The following is a 23928-nucleotide window of genomic DNA, read 5'->3' on the forward strand; positions in this document are numbered from 1 at the left end:
ATGACCACGACTAACCGTTAACGGAACGGCGGCTCGTCGAAGCTGCGCAGTTTGCGCGAGTGCAGCGAGTTGAGTTCGGTGCGCAGCAGATCCACCGCCTCGATGCCGATCTTCAAGTGCTGACTGACCGCACGCTCGTAGAACGCGTTGGCCGAACCCGGCAGCTTGATTTCGCTGTGCAGCGGTTTATCCGAGACGCACAGCAACGTGCCGTAAGGCACTCGCAGGCGATAACCCTGGGCGGCGATGGTGCCGCTTTCCATGTCCACCGCCACAGCGCGGGACAGGTTGATCAACGGACGTTCCTGGGCCCAGCGCAATTCCCAGTTACGGTCATCGTAGGTCAGCACGGTGCCGGTGCGCAGACGCTTTTTCAGCTCCTCGCCCTTCTCGCCGGTGATATTGGCCGCGGCTTGTTGCAGCGCCAGTTGCACTTCGGCCAGCGCCGGGATCGGAATATTCGGCGGCACCACACGGTCGAGAATCCCGTCGCGACGCATGTAGGCGTGCGCCAGCACGTAGTCGCCGATGGTCTGCGACTGGCGCAGGCCGCCGCAGTGGCCAATCATCAGCCAGCAATGCGGACGCAGCACCGCCAAGTGGTCGGTGATGTTCTTGGCGTTGGACGGGCCGACACCGATGTTGACCAGGGTCACGCCATGGCCGTCGTTGGCGATCAGGTGATAGGCCGGCATCTGGTAGCGGTGCCAGACCACGCCAGCGGCAATCGCCGAAGCTTCGCCGTGATCCATGCCCTTCTCGATGATCACATTGCCCGGCAGGACCATACGCACGAAACGCGGGTCTTTGCGCAGTTGCTCCAGGCCATGGACGATGAACTGGTCGACGTAGCGATGGTAGTTGGTCAGCAGAATCCACGGCTGCACATGGCGCCAGTCGCTGCCGGTGTAGTGCACCAGACGACGCAGCGAGAAGTCGACCCGCGCGGCGTCAAACAGCGCCAGTGGCAGCGGATCGGTGTTTTCCCAATCGTAGAGACCATCGGCGATGCCATCGGTGGCGGCGGACAGGTCGGTACTCGGGAACACTCGCGCCAGCACCGCAGCGGTGACGCCGGAGCCGGCCAGCTCATCGCCCTGCTCGACCACGTACGGGTACGGAATGTTCTGCTGGCTGACGCCGACTTCCACGGTCACGGTGAAGTCGTGCATCAACGGCACCAGTTGTTCCAGCAGGTATTTGCGGAACGCCTTGGGGTGGGTGACGGTGACGCTGTAAGTGCCCGGCAGTTGCACCTTGGCATAGGCGCGGGTGGTCTGCGGGACTTCGCCCTGACACAGGTAGGTCAGACGCAGTTCGGGATAACGAAACAGAGCGCGCTGTTCGGCGTCGGGCTCGACGCGATCCTTGAGGTAACGCTTGAGCGCCGAGTTCAGCGCAGTGGTGGCCCGCTCATGCAGCTCGGCCAGACGATCCACGGCTTGCTCGGCGGTTTGAACGACAATAAACGCTTCGGTCACGATCAGCTTCCTGTGTTCTGACTTGCAGAGCTTCATCTTGCCTGCATCGTGGTCTCACGGGAACAGTGGCGTTGTGGCTGTACCCAAATCTTTCAAACAACGCGAATCCCAGTGGGAGCTGGCTTGCCAGCGATGAGGCCGGCACATTCGATATCAATGTTGACTGGCAGGTCGCCATCGCTGGCAAGCCAGCTCCCACAGGGTTTTGCAGTGTTCGAGGGACCGGGGTCAGAAACCCTGCGGGGTTGAGCGGGTGACGATGGCTTCGATGTCCAGGCCCCGCGGCAATGCGCCATAGACCCGGCCGCCACCGTTCAGCCGACTGGCAATAAACGCATCACTGACCGCCGCATTCCCCGCCTCCAGCAACAACTTGGCTTGCAACCCCAGCGCTATATCTTCAGTCAGTTGCCGCGCGCGGTATTGAATATCGCTGGTGTCCTTGAACTGCGCCTGCAACTGCTGAATATGCGCGGCCAGGCGCTTGTCGCCGTGCCCGTCACCCAACTCGCTGAACAGCACATCGAGCACACCCGGCTCTTTCGACAGTGCGCGCAACACGTCGAGGCACTGCACATTCCCCGAGCCTTCCCACGTCGAGTTGACCGGCGCTTCGCGATACAGCCGTGGCAGGATGCTCTCCTCGACATACCCGGCACCACCCATGCACTCGGCGGCTTCGTTGATCATTGCGGGGGCGCGTTTGCAGATCCAGTACTTGCCCACCGCCGTCACCAGCCGGGCGAATTGTGCTTCGTGGCGGTCATCCAGATGATCCAGCGCCTTGCCCATGCGCAGGCTCAGCGCCAGTGCGGCCTCGCTTTCCAGCGCCAGATCGGCCAACACGTTCTGCATCAACGGTTGCTCGCTGAGCAGTTTGCCGCCGACCGAACGGTGCGCGCAGTGATGGCTGGCCTGAGTCAGCGCCTGACGCATCAGCGAGCTGGAGCCGACCATGCAATCGAAACGGGTCATCGCCACCATCTCGATGATGGTTGGTACGCCGCGCCCCTCCTCGCCGACCATCCATGCCAGCGCGCCGCGAAACTCCACTTCACTGGAGGCGTTGGACTGGTTGCCGAGTTTGTTTTTCAGGCGCTGGATGTAGAACTGATTGCGCGTGTCGTCGGGGCGATGGCGCGGCAGCAGGAAGCAGGTCAGGCCCTTGTCGGTCTGCGCCAGCGTCAGGAACGCATCGCACATCGGCGCCGAGCAGAACCACTTGTGCCCGACCAGTTCATAGGCCTGGCCCGGGCCACTGGCACCCACCGGGTAAGCCTTGGTGGTATTGGCCCGCACGTCGGTGCCGCCCTGTTTCTCGGTCATCGCCATACCGATGGTCACGCCGGCCTTGTGCGCCATACCGACATTGCGCGGGTCGTACTCGGTGGCAAGGATTTTCGGCAGCCACTGTTCGGCCAGATCCGGCTGCAAACGCAGGGCCGGGACGCTGGCGAACGTCATGGTCAACGGGCAACCGCTACCCGCCTCGGCCTGGCTGTGCAGATAGCTCATCGAGGCGCGGGCAACATGCGCGCCGTCCTGCGGATGAGTCCAGGGTGACGAGGTCAGGCCATGTTCGATCGCAGTGCGCATCAGCTCATGATAGGCCGGATGAAACTCCACCAGATCAATGCGATGGCCGTAACGGTCATGGCTGACGAACACCGGTTTGTTCTGATTGGCGAGGAACCCGGCTGCCATCAGCGGTCCGCCGGCCAGCGCACCGTAGGCATCGATCCGCGACTCGGCCCAACCGGCGCCAAAGCGGCGCGACCACTCCTGCAATGGCAGGTCGATGCGGTACAGGTTGGCACCGTCCAGCGATGGCGGCTGGTTGGTGACTTCGTGGGTTTCGGCGAACTGATGCAGGTTCATGACGGGGCTCCTTTGGTCAGCCAAGGGATTCAGTTAAGCACCGGCCCGTGACTGATCAAAGTGTCATATGCGCCGAACTGTCGGCGCTTTCACCCTGTTACGCGCTGAGCACCCGACGCTCCAGCGCCGTCTGCAGGTCTTCGAATTTCACCGGTTTGTTCAGGTAATCGATGCGCGTACCCGGCGCGCAATGCTCGCGATCCGTGCCCTGCGCCAGCATGAACACCGGCAGACTGGCGCAGCCGGGCAACGCATGAATCTGGCAGCACAGCGACGCCCCTTCGTGGGAGGGCAACTGGCAATCGATCAGCACCGCATCGAAGGCCTCGCGCTGCAGATAATCCAGCGCCGCCGCGCCGTTGTCCGCCGTGCGTACGCGGAACCCCAGTTTGAGCAGCATGCCGCGCATCACCAGTTGGTTGACGCTGTTGTCGTCGACCAGCAATACCGTGCAGTCCTGCGGCGCACGGATCCGCTCCTGCAGCGGGGCCGGGCTCGGCGCCGCTTCGACCGCCGGCAGTTCGAACTCGACGTCCAGCTGAAAACGGCTGCCACGCCCGGGTTCGGAACGATGGGTGAGCTTGCCGCCGAGCAGTTCCACCAGTTGCCGACAGATCGCCAGCCCCACGCCCAGGCCACCGTATTCGCGGGTCATCGAGCCGTCGAGCTGGAAGAAGCGCTGATACAGCGTCGCCTCGCCCAGATCGGTGAAACCGATGCCGGTGTCGATCACCGCAAACGACAGCGCCAAGCGGTTTTCCGCCGCCGGCTTTCCGGTGACGCGCAGAGCCAGGCCACCGACCCGGGTGAACTTGATCGCATTGTCCAGCAGGCACTCCAGGCACTGCGCCAGTTTTGCACTGTCGCCGTGCAAGCGATCCGGCAGGGTCGGCAGCACCTCGACTTTGAAGTCCAGCGACTTGCTCGCCGCGTTGCCGTCGAACTGCATGCGCAAGGCCTCGACCACCGCGCGCAGGCTGAAGCTGCCCGGCGTCGCCTTGAGCTTGCCGGCCTGCAATTCGGTGAGGGTGAGGATGCCGTTGACCATGCGCATCATGTCCCGCGCAGAACCGGCGGCGGTTTGCTGGTATTGCTCCAGTTCAGGCTCCAGCTCGACGGTCTGCATCAGTTCCAGCGAACCGATCACGCCGTTCATCGGCGTGCGCAATTCGTGGGTCAGGGTCGCGAGGAATTCATCCTTGAGCTTGTTGCTGTGTGCCAGTTGCTGGTTGAGCACTTCGAGTTTCTGCCCGGCGTCGAACAGGGTCTGCGCCTGTTGCTCGCGCATCGCGTTGATGCGGTCGGCCAGCGCCAGCGACAGTAGCGCGACTTCGATCGCCGAACCGATCTGACTGGCGTACATGGTCAGGAACACGTTCGGCAGCAGGCCCAGCACCATCAGCGTATTGACGATGCCGCCGAGCAGGAATGCCGACCAGGCAATGATGAAATAACGCGCCACCCGCAAGCCGCGCCACCAGGCGAGAATCCCGGCGGCGAAGATCACCACGGTGAACACCAGCGCCAACAGGGTCGCCAGGCGCAGCGACAATGCGTAACTGGTCATCAGCGACAGCCCGACCACCAGCGCGCCGAATGCGATCAGGGCAATCAGCAGATAGTCGAGCCAGCGGCTGTGGGTTCTGGTCTGCAGGAAACTGCGGGCGAACTGGCTGCCGAACAGCCCGGCGCAACCGATGAAGAACGGCGTGGCGGCGTTGGCCCACCACGGATTGTCCGGCCAGAAATACTCGACCGCCGCGCCGTTCACCGACAGTTGATAAAGGCCGAACGAGGCGATGTAGAAGATGTAATAAAGGTAGCTGGTGTCGCGCACGCTCAAGTAGATGAACAGGTTGTAGACCAGCATCCCCAGCAGCACACCATAAATAATCCCCAGCACATACAGGCGCACCGGCTGGTCTTCGAGGTAAGCCGTGCTCGACCATAACGTCACTGGTGCCTGAATCGAACCTTCACTGGCCAGACGCAGGTACACGGTTTTTTGCTGATCAGGGGCGAAGGTCAGGTCGAACAGGTAATTGTTCTGCCGGATTTCGCGACTGGCGAACGGCAAAGCGTCGCCGGTTTGCCGGATCAGGCGGTAGTCGCCATTGGCATCGGCCATATAAAGGTCGAGGTGATCGAGCGGCGGATACGCCAGCTCCAGCAGCCAGGTGCGCTGCGCGGCCGGATTGTTCGGACGGTAATGCAGATCGATCTTCAGCCAGAACGCCGAGCGCGAGTAACCGGCATTGAGCGTGGCTTTGTCGTGGGGTTTGAAATTGCCCGCCGCCGCTTGAGCGCGAACGTCGGCGATGTTCGCCTGACCGCTCGGGTCTTCGAACACCTGCAAGGAGCGGCCCAGCGGGAGGCTCTGGGTATTTTCGTCGAACTCGACGGCGCTTGCGAGGAGGGGCAAGCAGAACAGCAACATCAGCAAATAGCGCATTGAAGCCCCAGCGTGGCTCGTCCGGTTGTGTCAGGAAGCCCCCCATTCCCTTTGAGTAGACGTAAAACCGGTATTACCTGTTATTGGTTTGGATCCAGACTAGCATAGCCGTTGATGGCCATTGAGCACCATCGAAATTTTTCCTGCAAAGGCTCTAGAACGGGCGTTTCAGAGCAAAGCTGCGGACTAGAGCTGTTGAGTTGGTCAACTCAATCATTGCGATCCGCTTTTGTGGCGAGGGAGCTTGCTCCCGCTCGGCTGCGCAGCAGTCGTAAAACCTGTAAATACGCTGTAGCTGAATAAATGCAGGGGGCTGCTTCGCAACCCAGCGGGAGCAAGCTCCCTCGCCACAATGGTAGCTGCAGTGTTGTCCGACAATCTGCTCGCAAACACCGTCAGGACTGAACCCCAAAATCAGGTTTGGTGGTAAGCTCGCGCACCATGAATATCTACAGCTCCCGCCCCGTTGTCCTCTGTCTCTCCGGCCACGACCCCAGTGGTGGCGCCGGCTTGCAGGCAGATATCGAAGCCTTGCTTGCGCAGGGTTGCCATGCGGCTCCGGCCGTCACCGCCCTGACCGTGCAAGACACCGTCAACGTCACTGACTTCCGCGTCCTCGACCGTGAGTGGGTACTGGCCCAGGCCAATGCCGTGCTCAACGACTCCGAAGTCGCAGCGGTCAAACTGGGCATGCTCGGTTCGCTGGAAATGGTCGACACTGTGGTCGAACTGCTTTCTGCGCACCCGCACCTGCCGGTGGTCTGCGACCCGGTGCTGCGTGCCGGCGGCGGCGGACGACTGGGCAAGGATGAAGTCGGTTACGCGATGCGCGAGCGTCTGCTGCCACTGTCGATCATTGCCACCCCCAACCTGCCCGAAGCGCGGATCCTCGCTGAACTGCCCGAAGGCACCGCGGACGAATGCGCGGAAAAACTCCTGCCGTTCGTCAAAAACCTGCTGATCACCGGCGGCCACGGCGACGAAACTGAAATCCACAATCGCCTGTACGGCCGTGACGGCCTGCGTGACACCTTCTATTGCCAGCGTCTGCCAGGCAGTTATCACGGTTCCGGTTGTACCCTGGCCAGCGCTATCGCCGGTCGTCTGGCCCAGGGCGAACACCTCGCCAGCGCCGTACGCACGGCGCTGGATTACACCTGGCGCACCCTGCGCGATGCCGAACAACTGGGCAAAGGCCAGTTCGTGCCGCGTCGTCTGCCGCTGGATTTTTGCTCGTAACGTCGTGAGGTCTGCCTGATGAAACTACGTGGCCTGTACGCCATCACCGACAGCCAGTTGCTGGCGGGCAAGTTTCTGTCGTACGTGGAGGCGGCGCTGGAAGGCGGCGTCACCCTGTTGCAATACCGCGACAAAAGCAGCGACGAGGCCCGACGCCTGCGCGAGGCCGAAGCCCTGCGTGACCTGTGCGAACGCTACAAGACGCAGTTGATCATCAACGATGACGCCGAACTGGCCGCGCGCCTGAACGTCGGCGTGCACCTGGGACAGACCGACGGCCCGCTGTCGCCGACCCGCGCCTTGCTCGGCTCCAAAGCCATCATCGGGTCGACCTGCCACGCGCAACTCGAACTGGCCGAGCAAGCCGCCAAAGAAGGCGCGAGTTATGTCGCCTTCGGTCGCTTCTTCAATTCCAGCACCAAACCCGGCGCGCCAAGCTGCAGCCTCGATCTGCTCGACGAGGCCAAACGCAAGCTGCATCTGCCGGTCTGCGCGATTGGCGGCATCACCCTCGACAACGCCGCGCCGCTGGTGGCCCACGGTGTCGACCTGCTGGCGGTGGTCCACGGCTTGTTCGGTGCCCAGAGCACCACCGAAGTGACCCGCCGCGCCCGCGCCTTCAACGAACTTCTGAAAATCTGATTTGAGAGCCCGAACATGTCTCGTTCTGAAACCCTGTTTGCCAATGCCCAGAAACACATACCCGGTGGCGTGAACTCGCCGGTTCGCGCGTTCAAGAGCGTGGGCGGCACACCGCTGTTCTTCAAGCATGCCGAAGGCGCCTACGTCACTGACGAAGACGACAAGCGTTATGTGGATTACGTCGGTTCGTGGGGGCCGATGATCCTCGGCCACAGTCACCCGGATGTGCTCGACGCGGTGCGCAATCAACTGCAACACGGCCTGTCCTACGGTGCGCCGACCGCGATGGAAACCGAGATGGCCGATCTGGTCTGCTCACTGGTGCCGTCGATGGACATGGTGCGCATGGTCAGCTCCGGCACCGAAGCGACCATGAGTGCGATTCGTCTGGCCCGTGGCTACACCGGTCGTGACAGCATCATCAAGTTCGAAGGTTGCTACCACGGTCACTCCGACAGCCTGCTGGTCAAGGCCGGTTCCGGCGCACTGACTCAAGGCGTGCCGAGCTCCGCCGGTGTACCGGCAGCATTTGCCAAACACACCTTGACCCTGCCGTTCAACGACATCGACGCGGTTGAGAAGATGCTCGCCGAAGTCGGTCAGGATGTCGCCTGCATCATCGTCGAGCCAGTGGCGGGCAACATGAACTGCGTGCCGCCGGCACCGGGCTTTCTCGAAGGCCTGCGTTCGCTGTGCGACAAGCATGGCGTGGTGCTGATTTTCGACGAAGTGATGACCGGTTTCCGTGTTGCCCTCGGTGGTGCCCAGGCGTACTACGGCGTAACCCCGGATCTGACCACCTTCGGCAAGATCATCGGCGGCGGCATGCCGGTCGGCTGCTTCGGCGGCAAGCGCGAAATCATGCAGCGCATTGCGCCGCTGGGCCCGGTGTATCAGGCCGGGACCCTGTCGGGCAACCCGCTGGCAATGGCTGCCGGTTTGACCACCCTGCGCCTGATCAGCCGTCCCGGTTTCCACGCCGAGCTGACCGATTACACCACGCGCCTGCTCGATGGCCTGCAACAACGCGCCGATGCGGCGGGCATTCCGTTCGTCACCACGCAAGCGGGTGGCATGTTCGGCCTGTACTTCAGCGGTGCCGACGACATCGTCACCTTTGAAGACGTGATGGCCAGCGACGCTGCGCTGTTCGGTCGCTTCTTCCACCTGATGCTGGAAGGCGGCGTGTACTTGGCGCCGAGCGCATTCGAAGCCGGTTTCACCTCGATCGCCCACGGCGAAGCCGAGCTGAAAATCACTCTGGACGCTGCCGAGCGCGCCTTCGCCGCACTGAAGTAATCGCCGTGCCGCTGACGTTGGCCATCGCCAGCGTCAGCTTTTACCTACACCCAAGCCGTTTTTCCCACGCCTCTGCTAAAAATCGGCAAGAAAGTGGGCGATATATTCCCCGCGCAGCAGAAAAACGAGTAAAGACTTTGTAAGGTTGGCCCTGCTTATTTCATAATGCGCGCTTATTGGATCCCTCGATGGGTCCGCGTGCCCTTCAGAGGTAAGTCGATTCCCATGAACCGCACCGGCCGCACCCTTGCCTTGGGCTGCCTGTTGCTCCTTCAGCCCCTGCTCGCGCATGCACAAGCAGGCGGCAACTCGTTGTTGATCCCGGCGATGGGTCGTTGCACCCTCAATACCCAGCCGCAAGACGTCACGCAGGCACTGGCCGCCTGCCAGAAAGCGGCGGACGAAGGGGATGCACAAGCGCAATACGAGTTGGGTGAGTTCTACTACGACGGCAAGAATGCGCCACGCGATCTCAATCAAGCCCTGAGCTATTTCGAAAAGGCCTCGTTGCAAGGCCACGCTCAGGCGCAGTTCAAGCTCGGCACCATGTTCTTCCACGGCGAAGGCGTGCAGGCCAACAACATTCAGGCGTACATCGTGCTGAAGATGGCCGCGGTCAACGGCGCCGAAGATGCGCTGGACACCGCCGACGAAGTCTCCGAAAAAATGTCCCGCGAAGACCTCGAAACCGCGACCCAGGTGCTGGGGCAAATTTTCCGTAAATACCTGATGGAACTGCAGAACGCCGATGGGCGTACGCCGTTTTCGCCATTGCCATAAGAGCTTTTGTGGCGAGGGGATTTATCCCCGATGGGTTGCGTAGCAGCCCCAAAACCCTGCAATCAAGTTCCTTCTGACATACCTTGCTGAATGGACTTGCGACTGCTTCGCAGTCGATCGGGGATAAATCCCCTCGCCACAAATCATTTCAAATCCAGATCCGGGCTTACTTCTCAGGCATCGGCATCGGAAACGGCATCACATTGCCGACCGCACCGCGGGCTTCGCTGATTTTCGGGGTGCCCAGACGTTCCACCTCGTCGATGCGCACGATCGAATGCATCGGCACAAAGCTGCGCACCACGCCTTCGAACTGCGCCTTGAGCTTCTCTTCGCTCGGATCGACCACCACTTGCGTGCGCTCGCCAAAGACGAACTCTTCCACTTCCAGAAAACCCCACAGATCACTTTGATAGATCTGCTTGGCGTACATTTCGAACACCTGGCCCTGGTTGAGGAAAATCACCTTATAGATTGGAGCTTCGCGTTTGGTCATGGCGGGGGGATAACATCGGGGATAAAAATGAGGGCGCAAACTATAGCATAGCCACCGGACGCGCAGCGGTAGGAACCTGAGGGCTTGTTCCCTATAATGCGCGGTTCTTTGAATCACGTGACGACCAAAATCCATGGCCAAGAAGCTTTACATCGAAACCCACGGTTGCCAGATGAACGAGTACGACAGCTCGCGCATGGTCGATCTGCTGGGCGAACATCAGGCCCTGGAAGTCACCGCCCGTGCCGAAGACGCCGACGTGATTCTGCTCAACACCTGCTCGATCCGCGAACGTGCTCAGGATCGGGTGTACTCGCAGCTCGGCCGCTGGCGCGAACTGAAACTGGCCAACCCGGACATGGTGATCGCCGTCGGCGGTTGCGTCGCCAGCCAGGAAGGCGCGGCGATCCGTGATCGCGCCCCGTATGTCGACGTGGTCTTCGGCCCGCAAACCCTGCACCGTCTGCCGGAAATGATCGACGCCGCACGCAGCAGCAAGCTGCCGCAGGTCGACGTCTCGTTCCCGGAAATCGAGAAATTCGACCATTTGCCCGAGCCGCGCATCGACGGCCCGAGCGCTTACGTGTCGGTGATGGAAGGCTGCAGCAAATACTGCACGTTCTGCGTGGTGCCTTACACCCGTGGTGAAGAAGTCAGCCGGCCGTTCGATGACGTGATCGCCGAGATCATCCACCTCGCCGAAAACGGCGTGCGTGAAGTGACCCTGTTGGGGCAGAACGTCAACGGCTATCGCGGCCTGACCCACGATGGGCGTCTGGCCGATCTGGCCGAGCTGATCCGCGTGGTCGCCGCCGTCGACGGTATCGACCGTATCCGCTACACCACCTCGCACCCGCTGGAGTTCTCCGACAGCCTGATCCAGGCCCACGCCGAAGTGCCGGAGCTGGTCAAACACCTGCACTTGCCGGTGCAGTCGGGTTCCGACCGGATCCTCGCGGCGATGAAGCGCAACCACACCGCGCTGGAGTACAAGTCCAAGCTGCGCAAACTGCGCGCTGCCGTGCCGGGCATCTGCATCAGTTCGGATTTCATCGTTGGCTTCCCGGGCGAGACCGAAAAAGACTTCGAACAAACCATGAAGCTGATTGCCGATGTCGGCTTCGACTTCTCCTATTCGTTCGTCTACAGCCAGCGTCCGGGCACGCCGGCGGCCGATCTGGCCGATGACACCCCGGAAGAGCTGAAGAAAGAACGCCTGAACGCCTTGCAGCATCGCTTGAATCAGCAAGGGTTCGAGATCAGCCGACAAATGGTCGGTTCGATCCAGCGCATTCTGGTCACCGACTACTCGAAGAAAGACCCGGGCGAGCTGCAAGGGCGTACCGAGAATAATCGTATCGTCAACTTCCGCTGCGATAATCCGACCCTGATCGGCCAGTTCGCCGACGTGCACATCGACGCGGCGCAACCGCATTCGCTGCGCGGCTCGCTGGTCCAGTAAACGCAAGGCGTCAGAGTGCCTCTGTGGCGAGGGAGCTTGCTCCCGCTCGGTTGCGAAGCAGCCGCAAACCAGACACCTCGACCATCTTGAAAGATCGAGGCTGGAGGATTTGGGAGCGCTTCGCACTCCAGCGGGAGCAAGCTCCCTCGCCACAGTTATCCAGTGAGACCGTTTTAAGAGCTTTCGCACCCACGCCACTGGCGTTATCCTTGATTTCATCTTAATTGCCCCAGGGCGGCTAAATACGACCTTGAACGCACCCATAGAACCACATCGTTTTATCCTCGAGCCCTTTGAGGCTCGCCGCTTCGCCAATCTGTGCGGGCAGTTCGACGAGCATCTGCGCTTGATCGAACAGCGCCTGGCCATCGAGATCCGCAACCGCGGAAACCAGTTCGAACTGATCGGCGAACCCAAGCACACCACGTCTGCGGAAAACCTGCTGCGCCGCCTGTACCGCGAAACCAAGGGTACCGAGCTGTCGCCGGACCTGGTGCACCTGTTCCTCCAGGAATCGGCCGTCGTCGAACTGGACAATCACGCTCCCGCTGAAGCCTCCGTCGCCCTGCGCACCAAGAAAGGCATGATTCGCCCCCGTGGCTTGAATCAGTTGCGCTACGTGAAGGAAATCCTCGGCAACGACATCAACTTCGGCATTGGTCCGGCCGGTACCGGCAAGACTTATCTGGCGGTGGCTTGCGCCGTTGATGCCCTGGAGCGCGAGCAGATCCGCCGCATCCTGCTGGTGCGTCCGGCGGTTGAAGCCGGTGAGAAGCTCGGCTTCCTGCCCGGTGACCTGGCGCAGAAGATCGACCCGTACCTGCGCCCGCTCTATGACGCGCTCTACGAGATGCTCGGCTTCGAATACGTGGCCAAGCTGATCGAACGTCAGGTGATCGAAGTCGCGCCGCTGGCCTACATGCGCGGTCGGACGCTGAACAACAGCTTCATCATTCTCGACGAAAGCCAGAACACCACCGTCGAGCAGATGAAAATGTTCCTGACCCGGATCGGCTTTGGCTCCACCGCGGTCATCACCGGCGACATCACCCAGGTCGACCTGCCGCGCGGCACCAAGTCCGGGCTGCATCATGTGATCGAAGTGCTCAAGGATGTTCCGGGCATCAGCTTCACCCACTTCCAGCCCAAAGACGTCGTGCGCCATCCGTTGGTGCAGCGGATCGTCGAGGCCTACGAGCGCTTCGAGACCCGTGCCGAAGCCGCCAGGGAAACCTCGCGCGATGCTTGAGCTGGATCTGCAAATCGCTACCGAAGCGAACGCCCCGAGTGAAGCCGACTTCCGCCAATGGTGCGAACTGGCCCTGCGCCAGCGCAGCGCCGACTCGGAAATGACCATTCGCCTGGTCGACGAGGAAGAAGGCCGCAAACTCAATCACACCTGGCGCCACAAGGATTACGCGACCAACGTCCTGTCTTTCCCGGCGGAAGTCCCGGACGAATTCCTCGACATCCCGCTGCTCGGCGATCTGGTGATCTGCGTGGCGGTGGTCGAACGCGAAGCTGCCGAACAAGGCAAGGAACTCAAGGCCCATTGGGCACATCTAGTCATTCACGGCTGCTTGCATCTGCTCGGTTACGACCATATAGATGACGACGAAGCTGAAGAAATGGAAGCACTGGAACGCGAGTTGCTTGCCGAACTGGGCTACCCCGATCCGTACGCGGACGACGAAACCGAAACATCCCCTATCGTTACAACAAAGGATTCAGAGTAATCGCTATGAGCGAAGATCGATCGAGCAACGGGCAGAAGTCATGGCTGGGTAAACTGACCCAGGCTTTTGCCCACGAGCCGAAGAACCGTCAGGAGCTGCTTGAGCTGCTGCGTGATGCACATCAGAACAAACTGCTGGACAGCGAAGCGCTGGCCATTGTCGAAGGCGCCATTCAGGTGGCTGACCTGCAAGTACGCGACATCATGGTCCCGCGCTCGCAGATGATCAGCATCAAGGCGACCCAGACCCCTCGTGAATTCCTTCCGGCCGTGCTCGACTCGGCGCACTCTCGCTACCCGGTCATTGGCGAAAGCCACGACGACGTGATGGGTGTGTTGCTGGCCAAGGACCTGCTGCCGCTGATCCTCAAGGAGAACGGCGACAGCTTCAACATCAAGGACCTGCTGCGCCCGGCCACCTTCGTGCCGGAGTCCAAGCGTCTGAACGTGTTACTGCGTGAATTCCGCGCCAATCACAACCACATGGCTATCGTCATTGACGAATACGGCGGCGTGGCTGGTCTGGTCACGATCGAAGACGTGCTGGAACAGATCGTCGGCGACATCGAAGACGAGCACGACGTCGAAGAAGACAGCTACATCAAGCCGCTGCCCAGCGGTGATTTCCTGATCAAGGCCCTGACGCCGATCGAAAACTTCAACGAGTTCTTCGACAGCGAATTCTCCGACGACGAGTTCGACACCGTCGGCGGTCTGGTGATGAGCGCGTTCGGGCACTTGCCAAAACGTAACGAAATCACTGAAATCGGCGCCTATCGTTTCCGCATCCTGAACGCCGACAGCCGTCGGATTCATTTGCTGCGACTGACGCCAATCGCTCGTTAAATCTAAGGATTGGGGTATGTCATCAGCTATTTCCTGTATCGCGTTGCGCCTGAAAGCGGGCCAGGCAAGGCGCAGTCCGCAGGGAATGGCATTCCCTTTCCAAGGACTGCAACGCAGCATGGCCCGCTTTCAGGCGTAACCCGGAGGGCCGGGCCTGCTGTTACGCAGGGCTGCGTTGCTCGTCGTTCATTTGAAAAACCAAACTTCACTCCTCGCGCCTTGCCCTGCGTAACAGCAGACCCGGCGCGATACAGGAAATAGCTGATGACATACCCCCTGCGCTGGACAACCCGCCCCGGCTGGCCCGGTAACCTGCTGGCCGTGGCGGCCGGTGCAATCACTACCCTCGCCCTGGCCCCGTTCAACATCTGGCCGCTGGCTTTGCTCGCGGTCGGCCTGTTCTACGCCGGCCTGCGTGAGCTGAAACCGCGTCAGGCGCTGGGCCGTGGCTGGTGCTTCGGTTTCGGACTGTTCGGTGCCGGCACCAGCTGGATCTACTACAGCATCCACCATTTCGGTGGCGCATCGGTGCTGCTGGCCGGGTTCCTGATGCTGCTGTTCACCGCAGCGATCGCGTTCTTCTTCGCCCTGCCCGCCTGGGTCTGGGCGCGCTGGTTGCGCCGCAATGAAGCACCGCTGGCCGATGCACTGGCGTTTGCCGCGCTGTGGGTCGGCCAGGAAGCCTTTCGTGGCTGGTTCCTCACCGGTTTCCCGTGGCTCTACTCCGGCTACAGCCAGCTCGATGGCCCGTTGGCCGGGCTCGCGCCGGTCGGCGGCATGTGGCTGGTATCGTTCGTTCTGGCGCTGACTGCAGCGCTGATCTACAACGCGCCCCGTTTGTTGCAATCCGGTCGCAAGGGCTTTATCGCGGCAGGCCTGGTGTTGCTGGTCGGGCCATGGGTGGCGGGCATTGCGCTCAAGGGCCACGCCTGGACCAGTCCGTCCGGTCCGGCACTGAGCGTTGCCGCGATTCAGGGCAACGTCGAACAAAGCATGAAGTGGGACCCGGCGCAGCTCAATGCGCAACTGGCGCTGTACCGCGACCTGAGTTTCCGCTCCAAACCGGTGGACCTGCTGATCTGGCCGGAAACCGCGGTGCCGGTGCTCAAGGAGTCCGCCGAGGGCTACCTGAACATGATGGGTAACTTCGCCGCCGAGCGTAAATCGGCGTTGATCACCGGCGTACCGATCCGCGAGACGGTTCGTCACGAAAAACGCTTCTTCAACGGCATTACCGTGGTCGGCGAAGGCGATGGTACCTACCTCAAGCAGAAATTGGTGCCGTTCGGCGAATACGTGCCGTTGCAGGATCTGCTGCGCGGCTTGATCGCGTTCTTTGACTTGCCGATGTCCGACTTCGCTCGCGGTCCGGCGGATCAGCCGCTGCTGCAAGCCAAGGGTTATCAGATTGCGCCATTCATCTGCTACGAAGTGGTGTACCCGGAGTTCGCTGCAGGTCTGTCGGCACGCAGCGACTTGCTGCTGACGATCAGCAACGATACCTGGTTCGGCACCTCGATTGGCCCGTTGCAGCACCTGCAAATGGCGCAGATGCGCGCACTTGAAGCGGGCCGCTGGATGATCCGTGCCACGAACAATGGCGTGACCGGACTGATCAACCCGTTCGGTCATATCACCGAGCAGATCCCGCAGTTCGAGCAGGGCATTTTGTATGGCGAAGTGGTGCCGATGCACAACCTGACGCCGTACCTGCAATGGCGCTCGTGGCCGCTGATCGTCGTCTGTGTGCTGCTGTTTGGCTGGGCGCTGATGGCAAGCCGGATGTCGAAAACCCTTTAAAAGCAGGTCACTGACCTGTGGCGAGGGAGCTTGCTTCCGCTCGGCTGCGAAGCAGTCGTAAATCCAGCGCCCGCGATCTGTCTAAGACAGTGCGTTTACCTGGATCAGGCCTGCTGCGCAGGCCAGCGGGAGCAAGCTCCCTCGCCACAAAAGGCCTCACTGCCACTGAGTGATTCAGCGGTAAAACAACGAATACCCCACCTGCCCTACCGCCTCATTCAGCAATTGCCCGCTCTGCCAGATCGACTTGAACTCCGGCAGCCAGCCACCAAACGGTCGCGCATTATCGGTCCCGAGAAACCCTACGGGCGCCGGCACCACTTCGAATCCTGCCTGCTGGAAACACCACACGGCGCGCGGCATGTGCCAGGCCTGCGTGACCACCACGACGCGCTTGATGCCTTGGGGCAACAAGATGTCGGCGCTGAATTTGGCGTTTTCCCAGGTGGTACGGCTCTCGCCTTCCTGCCAGCGCGTGGTCACGCCGAAATCATCGCGCAACGAATCGGCCATCAGCTTCGCCTCGGTCGGCGGCGTGCCGTAATGCAGGCCACCGCTGGTCAGAATCGGCAGCCCGGAGGCCTTGGCCAGTCGCGCAGCATAGCGCTGACGCTCCAGCCCCACGCCGGTTGGCTGGTCCTCGCCCCAGGCCAGATCGCCGCGCTCGCGCCCGGAGCCCAGCACTACAATGGCATCGGCCCGCTGCGCCAGGATTGACCAGGCATCACGGGGCAGCGGCGGCTCACGTTCCAGTGCCTTGGCGCCCCACTGCACGACCACCGGCAGGCTCATCAGCCAGAAACCACCCAGCCCAATGGCAAAACACAGGCCTGCCAGTCGCGGCCGGGAACGGCGCAGCCACCAGGCGATCAGCAACAGCAGCAAGAGAATGCCGGGCGGCAACAGAAGTTGTTTGATGAAGTAACGAAAAGGCATCGGGGCATCTCCAGAGATGCCCGAAGCCTAAGAGTGTTAATGATGCGTTACAACCGATAGGTAGGATCCTGTTGGAAAAGATCCGTTATTTGACCTGCCATGCGTTTACTTGGCCTGTACAGAACGAACCTTGACGGTGTCTCTGCCGGGCGCCTTGTCCTTAAGCCAGATGACCTTGGCTGAATGTGCTGCATCGAGCTGTTTCACTGCCTGCGACAGGTATCCATGCGCTTCACGCTCACTGCGATCCAGATAGGCCTTGACCAGTTTGAACTCGGCGGGGCTCAAGCCACGCAATTCCAGTTCCACGGGGCGCTCGTCGCGCAGCCGGCCAGCGGTTTTGGCAGCGTCGAGCGCCATGCCCAGACGATCCATCAACCGTTCGTACAACTCGGGTTTCGTCACGTTTTTTTGCCGTTGCTCCACCATCCCTCACCTCATTGAAGATAAGACTCACTCCCCAATAAGAGCTTAGCTTCGCTGCACAAACCGGCTGAACGCCGCGACCAACGGCCCTCGCCACGGTTTTCGGGGGCCAGACAGCTGTAATCAGGGTTTCCCTAGGCCAAGCGCGGTCATGTATGCTACGGCGCTTCCTGTCATTCCACTTCCAGCCTGTCCGGAGCATCCCCCGGAGGGCGCGTTGAAGAGGATTAGGCCACCCCTATCCAGTACAAAAGTAGCCATGCACGAACAATATCAGCCCCGTGAAATCGAAGCCGCCGCCCAGTCGTTCTGGGACGAGCAAAAGTCCTTTGAAGTCAGTGAACAGCCAGGCAAGGAAACCTACTACTGCCTGTCGATGTTCCCTTACCCCAGCGGCAAGCTACACATGGGGCACGTGCGTAACTACACCATCGGCGACGTGATCTCCCGCTACCAGCGCATGCAAGGCAAGAACGTTCTGCAACCGATGGGTTGGGACGCCTTCGGCATGCCGGCGGAAAACGCCGCGATGAAGAACAACGTGGCACCCGCCAAGTGGACCTACGAAAACATCGCCTACATGAAGTCCCAGCTGCGCAGCCTGGGCCTGGCGGTGGACTGGTCCCGTGAAGTGACCACCTGCAAGCCGGACTACTACCGCTGGGAACAATGGCTGTTCACCCGCCTGTTCGAAAAAGGCTTGATCTACCGCAAGAACGGCACCGTGAACTGGGACCCGGTCGACCAGACCGTGCTGGCCAACGAACAGGTGATCGACGGTCGCGGCTGGCGCTCCGGCGCGCTGATCGAGAAGCGCGAAATCCCGATGTACTACTTCAAGATCACCGCTTACGCGGATGAGCTGCTGGAGAGCCTCGACGAACTGACGGGCTGGCCGGAACAGGTCAAGACCATGCAGCGCAACTGGATCGGCAAATCCCGCGGCATGGAAGTGCAGTTCCCGTACAACGTCGACTCGATCGGCGAAGCAGGCACCCTCAAGGTCTTCACCACCCGTCCGGACACCCTGATGGGCGCGACCTACGTTGCCGTGGCTGCCGAGCACCCGCTGGCCACCCAGGCCGCGCAGAACAATCCTGAGCTGCAAGCGTTCATCGCCGAATGCAAGGGCGGCAGCGTCGCTGAAGCCGACGTCGCCACTCAAGAGAAGAAAGGCCTGCCGACCGGCCTGTTCGTCGAGCACCCGCTGACCGGTGAAAAACTCCCGGTATGGGTCGCCAACTACGTGTTGATGCATTACGGCGACGGCGCCGTGATGGCGGTCCCGGCGCACGACGAGCGCGATTTCGAATTCGCCCACAAGTACAACCTGCCGGTGAAATCGGTGGTGCGCACCAGCTCCGGCGACACCAACCCGGCTCCGTGGCAAGACGCCTACGGCGAGCACGGCACGCTGATCAACTCCGGCGAGTTCGACGGCCTGGACTTCACCGGCGCCTTCGACGCCATGGAAGTCGCCCTGATCAAGAAAAACCTCGGCGCCTCGCGCACCCAGTTCCGCCTGCGCGACTGGGGCATCAGCCGTCAGCGCTATTGGGGCTGCCCGATCCCGATCATCCACTGCGCCACCTGTGGCGACGTGCCAGTGCCGGAAGACCAGTTGCCGGTGGTCCTGCCAGAAGACGTGGTACCGGACGGCGCCGGTTCGCCACTGGCGCGCATGCCGGAATTCTACGAGTGCAGCTGCCCGAAATGCGGCCAGCCTGCCAAGCGTGAAACCGACACCATGGACACCTTCGTCGAGTCCTCGTGGTACTACGCCCGTTACGCCTCGCCGCACTTTGAAGGTGGCCTGGTAGAAAAATCCGCGGCCGACCACTGGTTGCCGGTGGATCAGTACATCGGCGGTATCGAACACGCCATTCTCCACCTGCTGTACGCACGCTTCTTCCACAAGCTGATGCGTGACGAAGGTCTGGTCAGCTCCAACGAGCCGTTCAAGAACCTGCTGACCCAGGGCATGGTGATCGCCGAGACTTACTATCGTCGCGAAGCCAACGGTGCCTACACCTGGTTCAACCCGGCGGACGTGGAACTGGAGCGCGACAGCAAAGCCAAGGTCATCAGCGCCAAACTGAAATCCGACGGCTTGCCGGTGGAAATCGGTGGCACCGAGAAAATGGCCAAGTCGAAGAACAACGGCGTCGACCCCCAGTCGATGATCGACCAGTTCGGCGCCGACACCTGCCGCCTGTTCATGATGTTCGCCTCGCCGCCCGACATGAGCGCCGAATGGTCGGACTCCGGCGTTGAAGGCTCGCACCGTTTCCTCAAGCGCGTCTGGCGTCTGGCGCAGACCCACATCACCCAGGGTCTGCCGGGGAAACTGGATGTCGCCGCTCTCAACGACGAACAGAAAGCCGTGCGCCGCGCCATCCACCTGGCCATCAAGCAGGCCAGCCACGACGTCGGCCAAAACCACAAATTCAACACCGCCATCGCTCAGGTGATGACGCTGATGAACGTGCTGGAAAAAGCCGCGCAAGGCACCGAACAGGACCGCGCGCTGATTCACGAAGGCCTGGAAGCCGTGACGCTGCTGCTGGCTCCGATCACGCCGCACATCAGCCATGAGCTGTGGAAGCAACTGGGCCATGCTGACCCGGTGATCGATGCAGGCTGGCCTGCGGTCGATGAAAACGCACTGGTACAGGACAGCCTGCAACTGGTCATTCAAGTGAACGGCAAGCTGCGTGGCCAGATCGAAATGCCGGCCAGCGCCACCCGCGAAGAAGTCGAAGCGGCTGCCCGTGCCAACGAAAACGTGCTGCGTTTCGTCGACGGTCTGACCATTCGCAAAGTGATTGTTGTACCAGGGAAACTGGTCAACATCGTCGCCAGCTAAATTGGATTGGGCGCCAGGTTCGCCTGGCGCCCTGTAAAACCTTTCGGGCCGCAGGGTCGGCCCACATGGTTTCAAGGGGAGCAACACAATGATCAAACGCAATCTGCTGGTGATGGGCCTCGCCGTTCTGCTGAGCGCCTGCGGTTTCCAGCTGCGTGGTACCGGCACCAATGAACTGACGATCAAGGAGCTCGACCTGAGCGCCCGCAACGCTTATGGCGAGACCGTCACCCAACTGCGTCAGGTGCTGGAGTCCAGCGGCGTCAAGGTTTACAACGGTGCACCGTACAAGCTGTACCTGGCTGACGAGCAGGAGAGCCAGCGTATCCTCAGCTACGCCGGGGCCGGCCGTACGGGCGAATACCAGGTCAGCACCGTGCTGAACTACGACATCGTTGGCGAACATAACCTGAACCTGCTGAGCGACAAGCTCGAAGTGCAGAAAGTGTTCATTCACGACGGCAACAACCTCGTCGGCTCCGATCAGGAAGCCAACGACGCCCGTCGCGAAACCCGTCGCGAACTGGTTCAGCGCATGATGCTGCGCCTGCAACAGCTGACGCCGGGCCAACTGCAGCAATTGCAGCAAGCGGCCAACGACCGTGCCCGGGCTGAAGCCGATGCACTGAAGGCGGCACAGAAGGCTGAAGCGGAAACCCCGCGTCAGTCGCCGCTCGAACTGCCGCAGCAGTAAGACGTACGGGGCGCTGAGGCGCCCCGTTCGCCCTCTCTTATGAAGCTCGCTCCCGCTCAACTCGGCAAACACCTGCAAGGCGCGCTCGCGCCCGTCTATATCATCAGCGGCGATGACCCACTGTTGTGTCAGGAAGCCGCCGACGCCATCCGCAGTGCTGCCCGCCAGCAAGGTTTCGACGAACGCCAGGTGTTCGCCGCCGACGCCAATTTCGATTGGGGGACCTTGTTGCAGGCCGGCGCCAGCATGTCGCTGTTCGCCGAAAAACGTCTGCTGGAACTGCGCCTGCCTTCGGGCAAGCCCGGTGACAAGGGCGCTGCCGCACTGATCGAATACTGCTCACGCCCCGCTGAAGACACCGTGCTGCTGATCAGCTTGCCCAAGCTCGATGGCAGTGCGCAGAAGACCAAGTGGGGCAAGGCGCTGGTCGAAGGTCAGCAGACCCAGTTCATTCAGATCTGGCCGGTGGATGCCAATCAGCTGCCGAGCTGGATTCGTCAGCGCCTCTCCCAGGCCGGGTTATCGGCCAGTCAGGATGCGGTCGAACTGATTGCCGCACGCGTGGAGGGCAACCTGCTCGCCGCCGCGCAGGAAATCGAAAAGCTCAAGCTGATGGCCGAAGGTGGGCAGATCACCGTCGAAACCGTGCAGGCCGCGGTGGCCGACAGTGCGCGCTTCGACGTGTTCGGCCTGACCGACGCCGTACTCAACGGCGAACCGGCCCACGCCTTGCGCATGCTCGAGGGCCTGCGCGGTGAAGGCGTCGAGCCACCGGTGATTCTCTGGGCGCTGGCGCGAGAGTTGCGCCTGCTGGCCAATATCTCGCTGCAGTACAGCCAGGGCACGCCGCTGGACAAGTGTTTCAGTCAGGCGAAACCGCCGGTCTGGGACAAACGCAAACCGCTGATGAGCAAAGCCCTGCAACGCTACTCGGCGCCACGCTGGGCGCAGTTGTTGCTCGAAGCCCAGCGCATCGATGCGCAGATCAAGGGTCAGGCCGCCGGTTCGCCGTGGATGAGCCTGAGCCGGTTGGCGTTGTTGATGTCCGGCCAGCGTCTTTCACTGCCCGCCGAGTAAGACGTTCAACCGCATAACGCCCTTTCGCGAGCAAGCCCGCTCCCACAGTCGATCGCATTCACATGATAGAACTCGGTCGACTGTGGGAGCGGGCTTGCTCGCGAAGGCGTCAGAATATTCCTACGCAATAGAGGCTGGACAGACGCGCGGCTTCGGCAGATTATTCGCCCCGCAGCACCCACATACCGAGAGAACCCTCATGAGCAAAAAGCCATCAAAACATGGCCCGAACAAGGCCAAATCCATTGTTGCCCAACCCCTGTTCCGCAGCCGCCAGGAACGACCGACCAAGGGCAAAGGCAGCTACCGCCGCGAAGCCTTCCAGTCTGACAGCTGGGAGGCTTCTTACTTTCTGGCTGCCTGAAGCGCAGTACCCCCCGCTCATGTTAAGGTCTGTGCCTGAATCGTATCCCCTGGAACCGTGCATGCCCTTTCGTCTTTCCCGTCGTTGGCCCGTTCGCCAACTGATCGCTGCCTCCAGCTTCATTCTGCTTGTCGCCTGCGCGGAAAAACCTACCGCCGCCGATGCGCAACCCCTTCAAGCCGCCCCTGTCGCAACAGCCCCGGCAATCATCCCGCCGGTAGTGCCGTCCGCTGACCCTCTTGATCTTCAGCCCACCCAGACCTTTGCCGAATGGCAGGCCGGTTTCCGCAAGGATGCCTTGGCGGCCGGGATCCGCGCCGAGCTGTTCGATCGCGCATTTGCCAATGTCAGCTTCGATGCCAGCGTGATCAAGGCCGACCGTAGCCAGCCGGAATTCTCACGTCCGGTGTGGGAATACCTCGACGGCGCCCTCTCGCCACTGCGAGTGCGCAAGGGCCAAGCGCTGATCAGTCAGTACGCCGACATCCTGCAAAGCATCGAACAGCGATATGGCGTCGATCGTCAGGCACTGGTGTCGGTGTGGGGCATGGAAAGCAATTTCGGCCAGTTCCAGGGCACCAAGTCAGTGATCAACTCGCTGGCGACCCTGGCCTACGAAGGTCGTCGTCCGGGCTTTGCCCATGCGCAACTGATTGCGGCGCTGCAGATCCTGCAACAGGGCGATATCACGCCAGACAAGATGTTGGGCTCGTGGGCCGGTGCGATGGGCCAGACCCAGTTCATTCCGACGACCTACAACACCCACGCCGTGGATTTCGACGGTGACGGTCGCCGCGACATCTGGGGCAGCCCGGCCGATGCGCTGGCCTCCACCGCGCACTACCTGCAAAGCTCAGGCTGGCAGCGTGGTCAGCCGTGGGGCTTCGAAGTGCAATTGCCGAACAACTTCAACTACAACCTGGCCGATGGCGCGATTCGCAAAACTGTCGCCGAATGGCGTCAACTGGGCGTGAGCCTGCCCAATGGCAGTCAGGCGCCGGCCGGCTCGGAACAGTTGTCCGCCGCCCTGCTGCTACCCGCCGGTTATCGTGGCCCGGCGTTTCTGATCCTCGACAACTTCCGGGCGATCCTCAAGTACAACAACTCGTCATCTTATGCACTGGCGGTGAGCCTGTTGTCCGAGCGCTTCAATGGCGCTGGCCTGATCAACGGCACGTGGCCGAAAGATGACCTGCCACTGAGCCGCACCGAGCGTATCGAATTGCAGACCCTGCTGAGCGCGCGTAATTACGATGCAGGCACGGCTGACGGGATTATCGGCGCCAATACGCGCAAGGCGATCCGCAGTGCCCAGCAGGCGTTTGGCTGGCCGGCGGACGGGTATCCGACGCATAAGTTGCTTGAGAGCCTGCGTACTCAATAAAGCAAAATCAAAAGATCGCAGCCTTCGGCAGCTCCTACAGGGTAAACACTAATCCAATGTAGGAGCTGCCG

General features: G+C 61.4%; 20 protein-coding genes. 14 read left to right on the forward strand and 6 right to left on the reverse strand.

Translation table 11 applies throughout. The features are described from left to right. Nucleotides 1–17: 17 nt before the first annotated feature. From amn to B1722_RS14120, 3 genes are all read right to left on the reverse strand, one after another. The gene (gene amn, locus B1722_RS14110; protein WP_161794895.1) at nucleotides 18–1517 is read right to left on the reverse strand and encodes an AMP nucleosidase; all 1500 of its coding nucleotides are present in this window, start codon (nucleotides 1515–1517) and stop codon (nucleotides 18–20) included. A 192-nt stretch (nucleotides 1518–1709) separates the two neighbouring features. Next, nucleotides 1710–3359, reverse strand: a complete 1650-nt coding sequence (locus tag B1722_RS14115; protein ID WP_086793038.1) for an acyl-CoA dehydrogenase family protein — start codon at nucleotides 3357–3359, stop codon at nucleotides 1710–1712. Nucleotides 3360–3456: 97 nt separating this feature from the next. Beyond that, complete coding sequence (locus B1722_RS14120; protein ID WP_086793040.1) at nucleotides 3457–5811, reverse strand: hybrid sensor histidine kinase/response regulator; 2355 nt, start codon at nucleotides 5809–5811, stop codon at nucleotides 3457–3459. A 441-nt stretch (nucleotides 5812–6252) separates the two neighbouring features. On the opposite strand from B1722_RS14120, the gene B1722_RS14125 reads away from it, so the two are divergent. The 4 genes from B1722_RS14125 (at nucleotide 6253) to B1722_RS14140 (ending at nucleotide 9771) form a co-directional block, all read left to right on the forward strand. Then, entirely contained in the window at nucleotides 6253–7050 is a 798-nt protein-coding gene (locus tag B1722_RS14125; protein ID WP_086793042.1) for a hydroxymethylpyrimidine/phosphomethylpyrimidine kinase, read from the forward strand. Between the two features lie 18 nt (nucleotides 7051–7068). Further along, nucleotides 7069–7692, forward strand: a complete 624-nt coding sequence (gene thiE, locus B1722_RS14130; RefSeq protein ID WP_086793043.1) for a thiamine phosphate synthase — start codon at nucleotides 7069–7071, stop codon at nucleotides 7690–7692. A gap of 15 nt (nucleotides 7693–7707) precedes the next feature. After that, complete coding sequence (hemL, locus tag B1722_RS14135) at nucleotides 7708–8991, forward strand: glutamate-1-semialdehyde 2,1-aminomutase (protein ID WP_086793045.1); 1284 nt, start codon at nucleotides 7708–7710, stop codon at nucleotides 8989–8991. 225 nt (nucleotides 8992–9216) lie between these two features. Beyond that, the gene (locus B1722_RS14140) at nucleotides 9217–9771 is read left to right on the forward strand and encodes a tetratricopeptide repeat protein (RefSeq protein ID WP_047296791.1); all 555 of its coding nucleotides are present in this window, start codon (nucleotides 9217–9219) and stop codon (nucleotides 9769–9771) included. 166 nt (nucleotides 9772–9937) lie between these two features. Here the strand turns inward: B1722_RS14140 and B1722_RS14145 are convergent, their stop codons facing one another. After that, nucleotides 9938–10267, reverse strand: coding sequence for a DUF1820 family protein (locus B1722_RS14145; protein ID WP_003185742.1), 330 nt, complete (start codon nucleotides 10265–10267; stop codon nucleotides 9938–9940). A gap of 133 nt (nucleotides 10268–10400) precedes the next feature. Here B1722_RS14145 and miaB point away from each other — a divergent pair, with 133 nt between their 5' ends. From miaB to lnt, 5 genes are all read left to right on the forward strand, one after another. After that, entirely contained in the window at nucleotides 10401–11729 is a 1329-nt protein-coding gene (gene miaB / locus B1722_RS14150) for a tRNA (N6-isopentenyl adenosine(37)-C2)-methylthiotransferase MiaB (protein ID WP_003228520.1), read from the forward strand. Nucleotides 11730–11979: 250 nt separating this feature from the next. Beyond that, nucleotides 11980–12978 (forward strand): PhoH family protein, encoded by a 999-nt coding sequence (locus B1722_RS14155; RefSeq protein ID WP_041065034.1) that lies wholly within the window; start codon nucleotides 11980–11982, stop codon nucleotides 12976–12978. After that, nucleotides 12971–13465 (forward strand): rRNA maturation RNase YbeY, encoded by a 495-nt coding sequence (ybeY, locus tag B1722_RS14160; protein WP_086793048.1) that lies wholly within the window; start codon nucleotides 12971–12973, stop codon nucleotides 13463–13465. The genes B1722_RS14155 and ybeY overlap by 8 nt, the downstream gene beginning before the upstream one ends. Before the next feature lie 5 nt (nucleotides 13466–13470). Continuing rightward, the gene (locus B1722_RS14165; RefSeq protein ID WP_003228526.1) at nucleotides 13471–14310 is read left to right on the forward strand and encodes an HlyC/CorC family transporter; all 840 of its coding nucleotides are present in this window, start codon (nucleotides 13471–13473) and stop codon (nucleotides 14308–14310) included. 276 nt (nucleotides 14311–14586) lie between these two features. Continuing rightward, nucleotides 14587–16110 carry an apolipoprotein N-acyltransferase gene (lnt, locus tag B1722_RS14170; RefSeq protein WP_086793108.1) on the forward strand — a complete coding sequence of 508 codons (1524 nt, stop codon included), beginning with the start codon at nucleotides 14587–14589 and terminating at the stop codon, nucleotides 16108–16110. 174 nt (nucleotides 16111–16284) lie between these two features. Here the strand turns inward: lnt and B1722_RS14175 are convergent, their stop codons facing one another. Further along, complete coding sequence (locus tag B1722_RS14175; protein ID WP_086793050.1) at nucleotides 16285–17046, reverse strand: YdcF family protein; 762 nt, start codon at nucleotides 17044–17046, stop codon at nucleotides 16285–16287. Nucleotides 17047–17151: 105 nt separating this feature from the next. Then, on the reverse strand, nucleotides 17152–17475 hold the full coding sequence (locus B1722_RS14180; protein ID WP_041065025.1) for a hypothetical protein: 324 nt from the start codon (nucleotides 17473–17475) through the stop codon (nucleotides 17152–17154). 256 nt (nucleotides 17476–17731) lie between these two features. Here B1722_RS14180 and leuS point away from each other — a divergent pair, with 256 nt between their 5' ends. The 5 genes from leuS (at nucleotide 17732) to B1722_RS14205 (ending at nucleotide 23857) form a co-directional block, all read left to right on the forward strand. Continuing rightward, entirely contained in the window at nucleotides 17732–20338 is a 2607-nt protein-coding gene (leuS, locus tag B1722_RS14185; RefSeq protein WP_086793052.1) for a leucine--tRNA ligase, read from the forward strand. Nucleotides 20339–20426: 88 nt separating this feature from the next. Further along, complete coding sequence (lptE, locus tag B1722_RS14190) at nucleotides 20427–21032, forward strand: LPS assembly lipoprotein LptE (protein WP_041065019.1); 606 nt, start codon at nucleotides 20427–20429, stop codon at nucleotides 21030–21032. A gap of 39 nt (nucleotides 21033–21071) precedes the next feature. Next, nucleotides 21072–22109, forward strand: a complete 1038-nt coding sequence (gene holA / locus B1722_RS14195; RefSeq protein ID WP_086793054.1) for a DNA polymerase III subunit delta — start codon at nucleotides 21072–21074, stop codon at nucleotides 22107–22109. A 199-nt stretch (nucleotides 22110–22308) separates the two neighbouring features. Then, on the forward strand, nucleotides 22309–22473 hold the full coding sequence (gene arfA / locus B1722_RS14200; RefSeq protein WP_016986126.1) for an alternative ribosome rescue factor ArfA: 165 nt from the start codon (nucleotides 22309–22311) through the stop codon (nucleotides 22471–22473). A 61-nt stretch (nucleotides 22474–22534) separates the two neighbouring features. Further along, on the forward strand, nucleotides 22535–23857 hold the full coding sequence (locus B1722_RS14205; RefSeq protein WP_041065011.1) for a lytic murein transglycosylase: 1323 nt from the start codon (nucleotides 22535–22537) through the stop codon (nucleotides 23855–23857). The last annotated feature ends 71 nt before the right edge of the window (nucleotides 23858–23928 follow it).

Origin of the sequence: Pseudomonas sp. SCPG-7 (assembly GCF_002156405.1) — a bacterium.
Classification (GTDB): domain Bacteria; phylum Pseudomonadota; class Gammaproteobacteria; order Pseudomonadales; family Pseudomonadaceae; genus Aquipseudomonas; species Aquipseudomonas parakoreensis.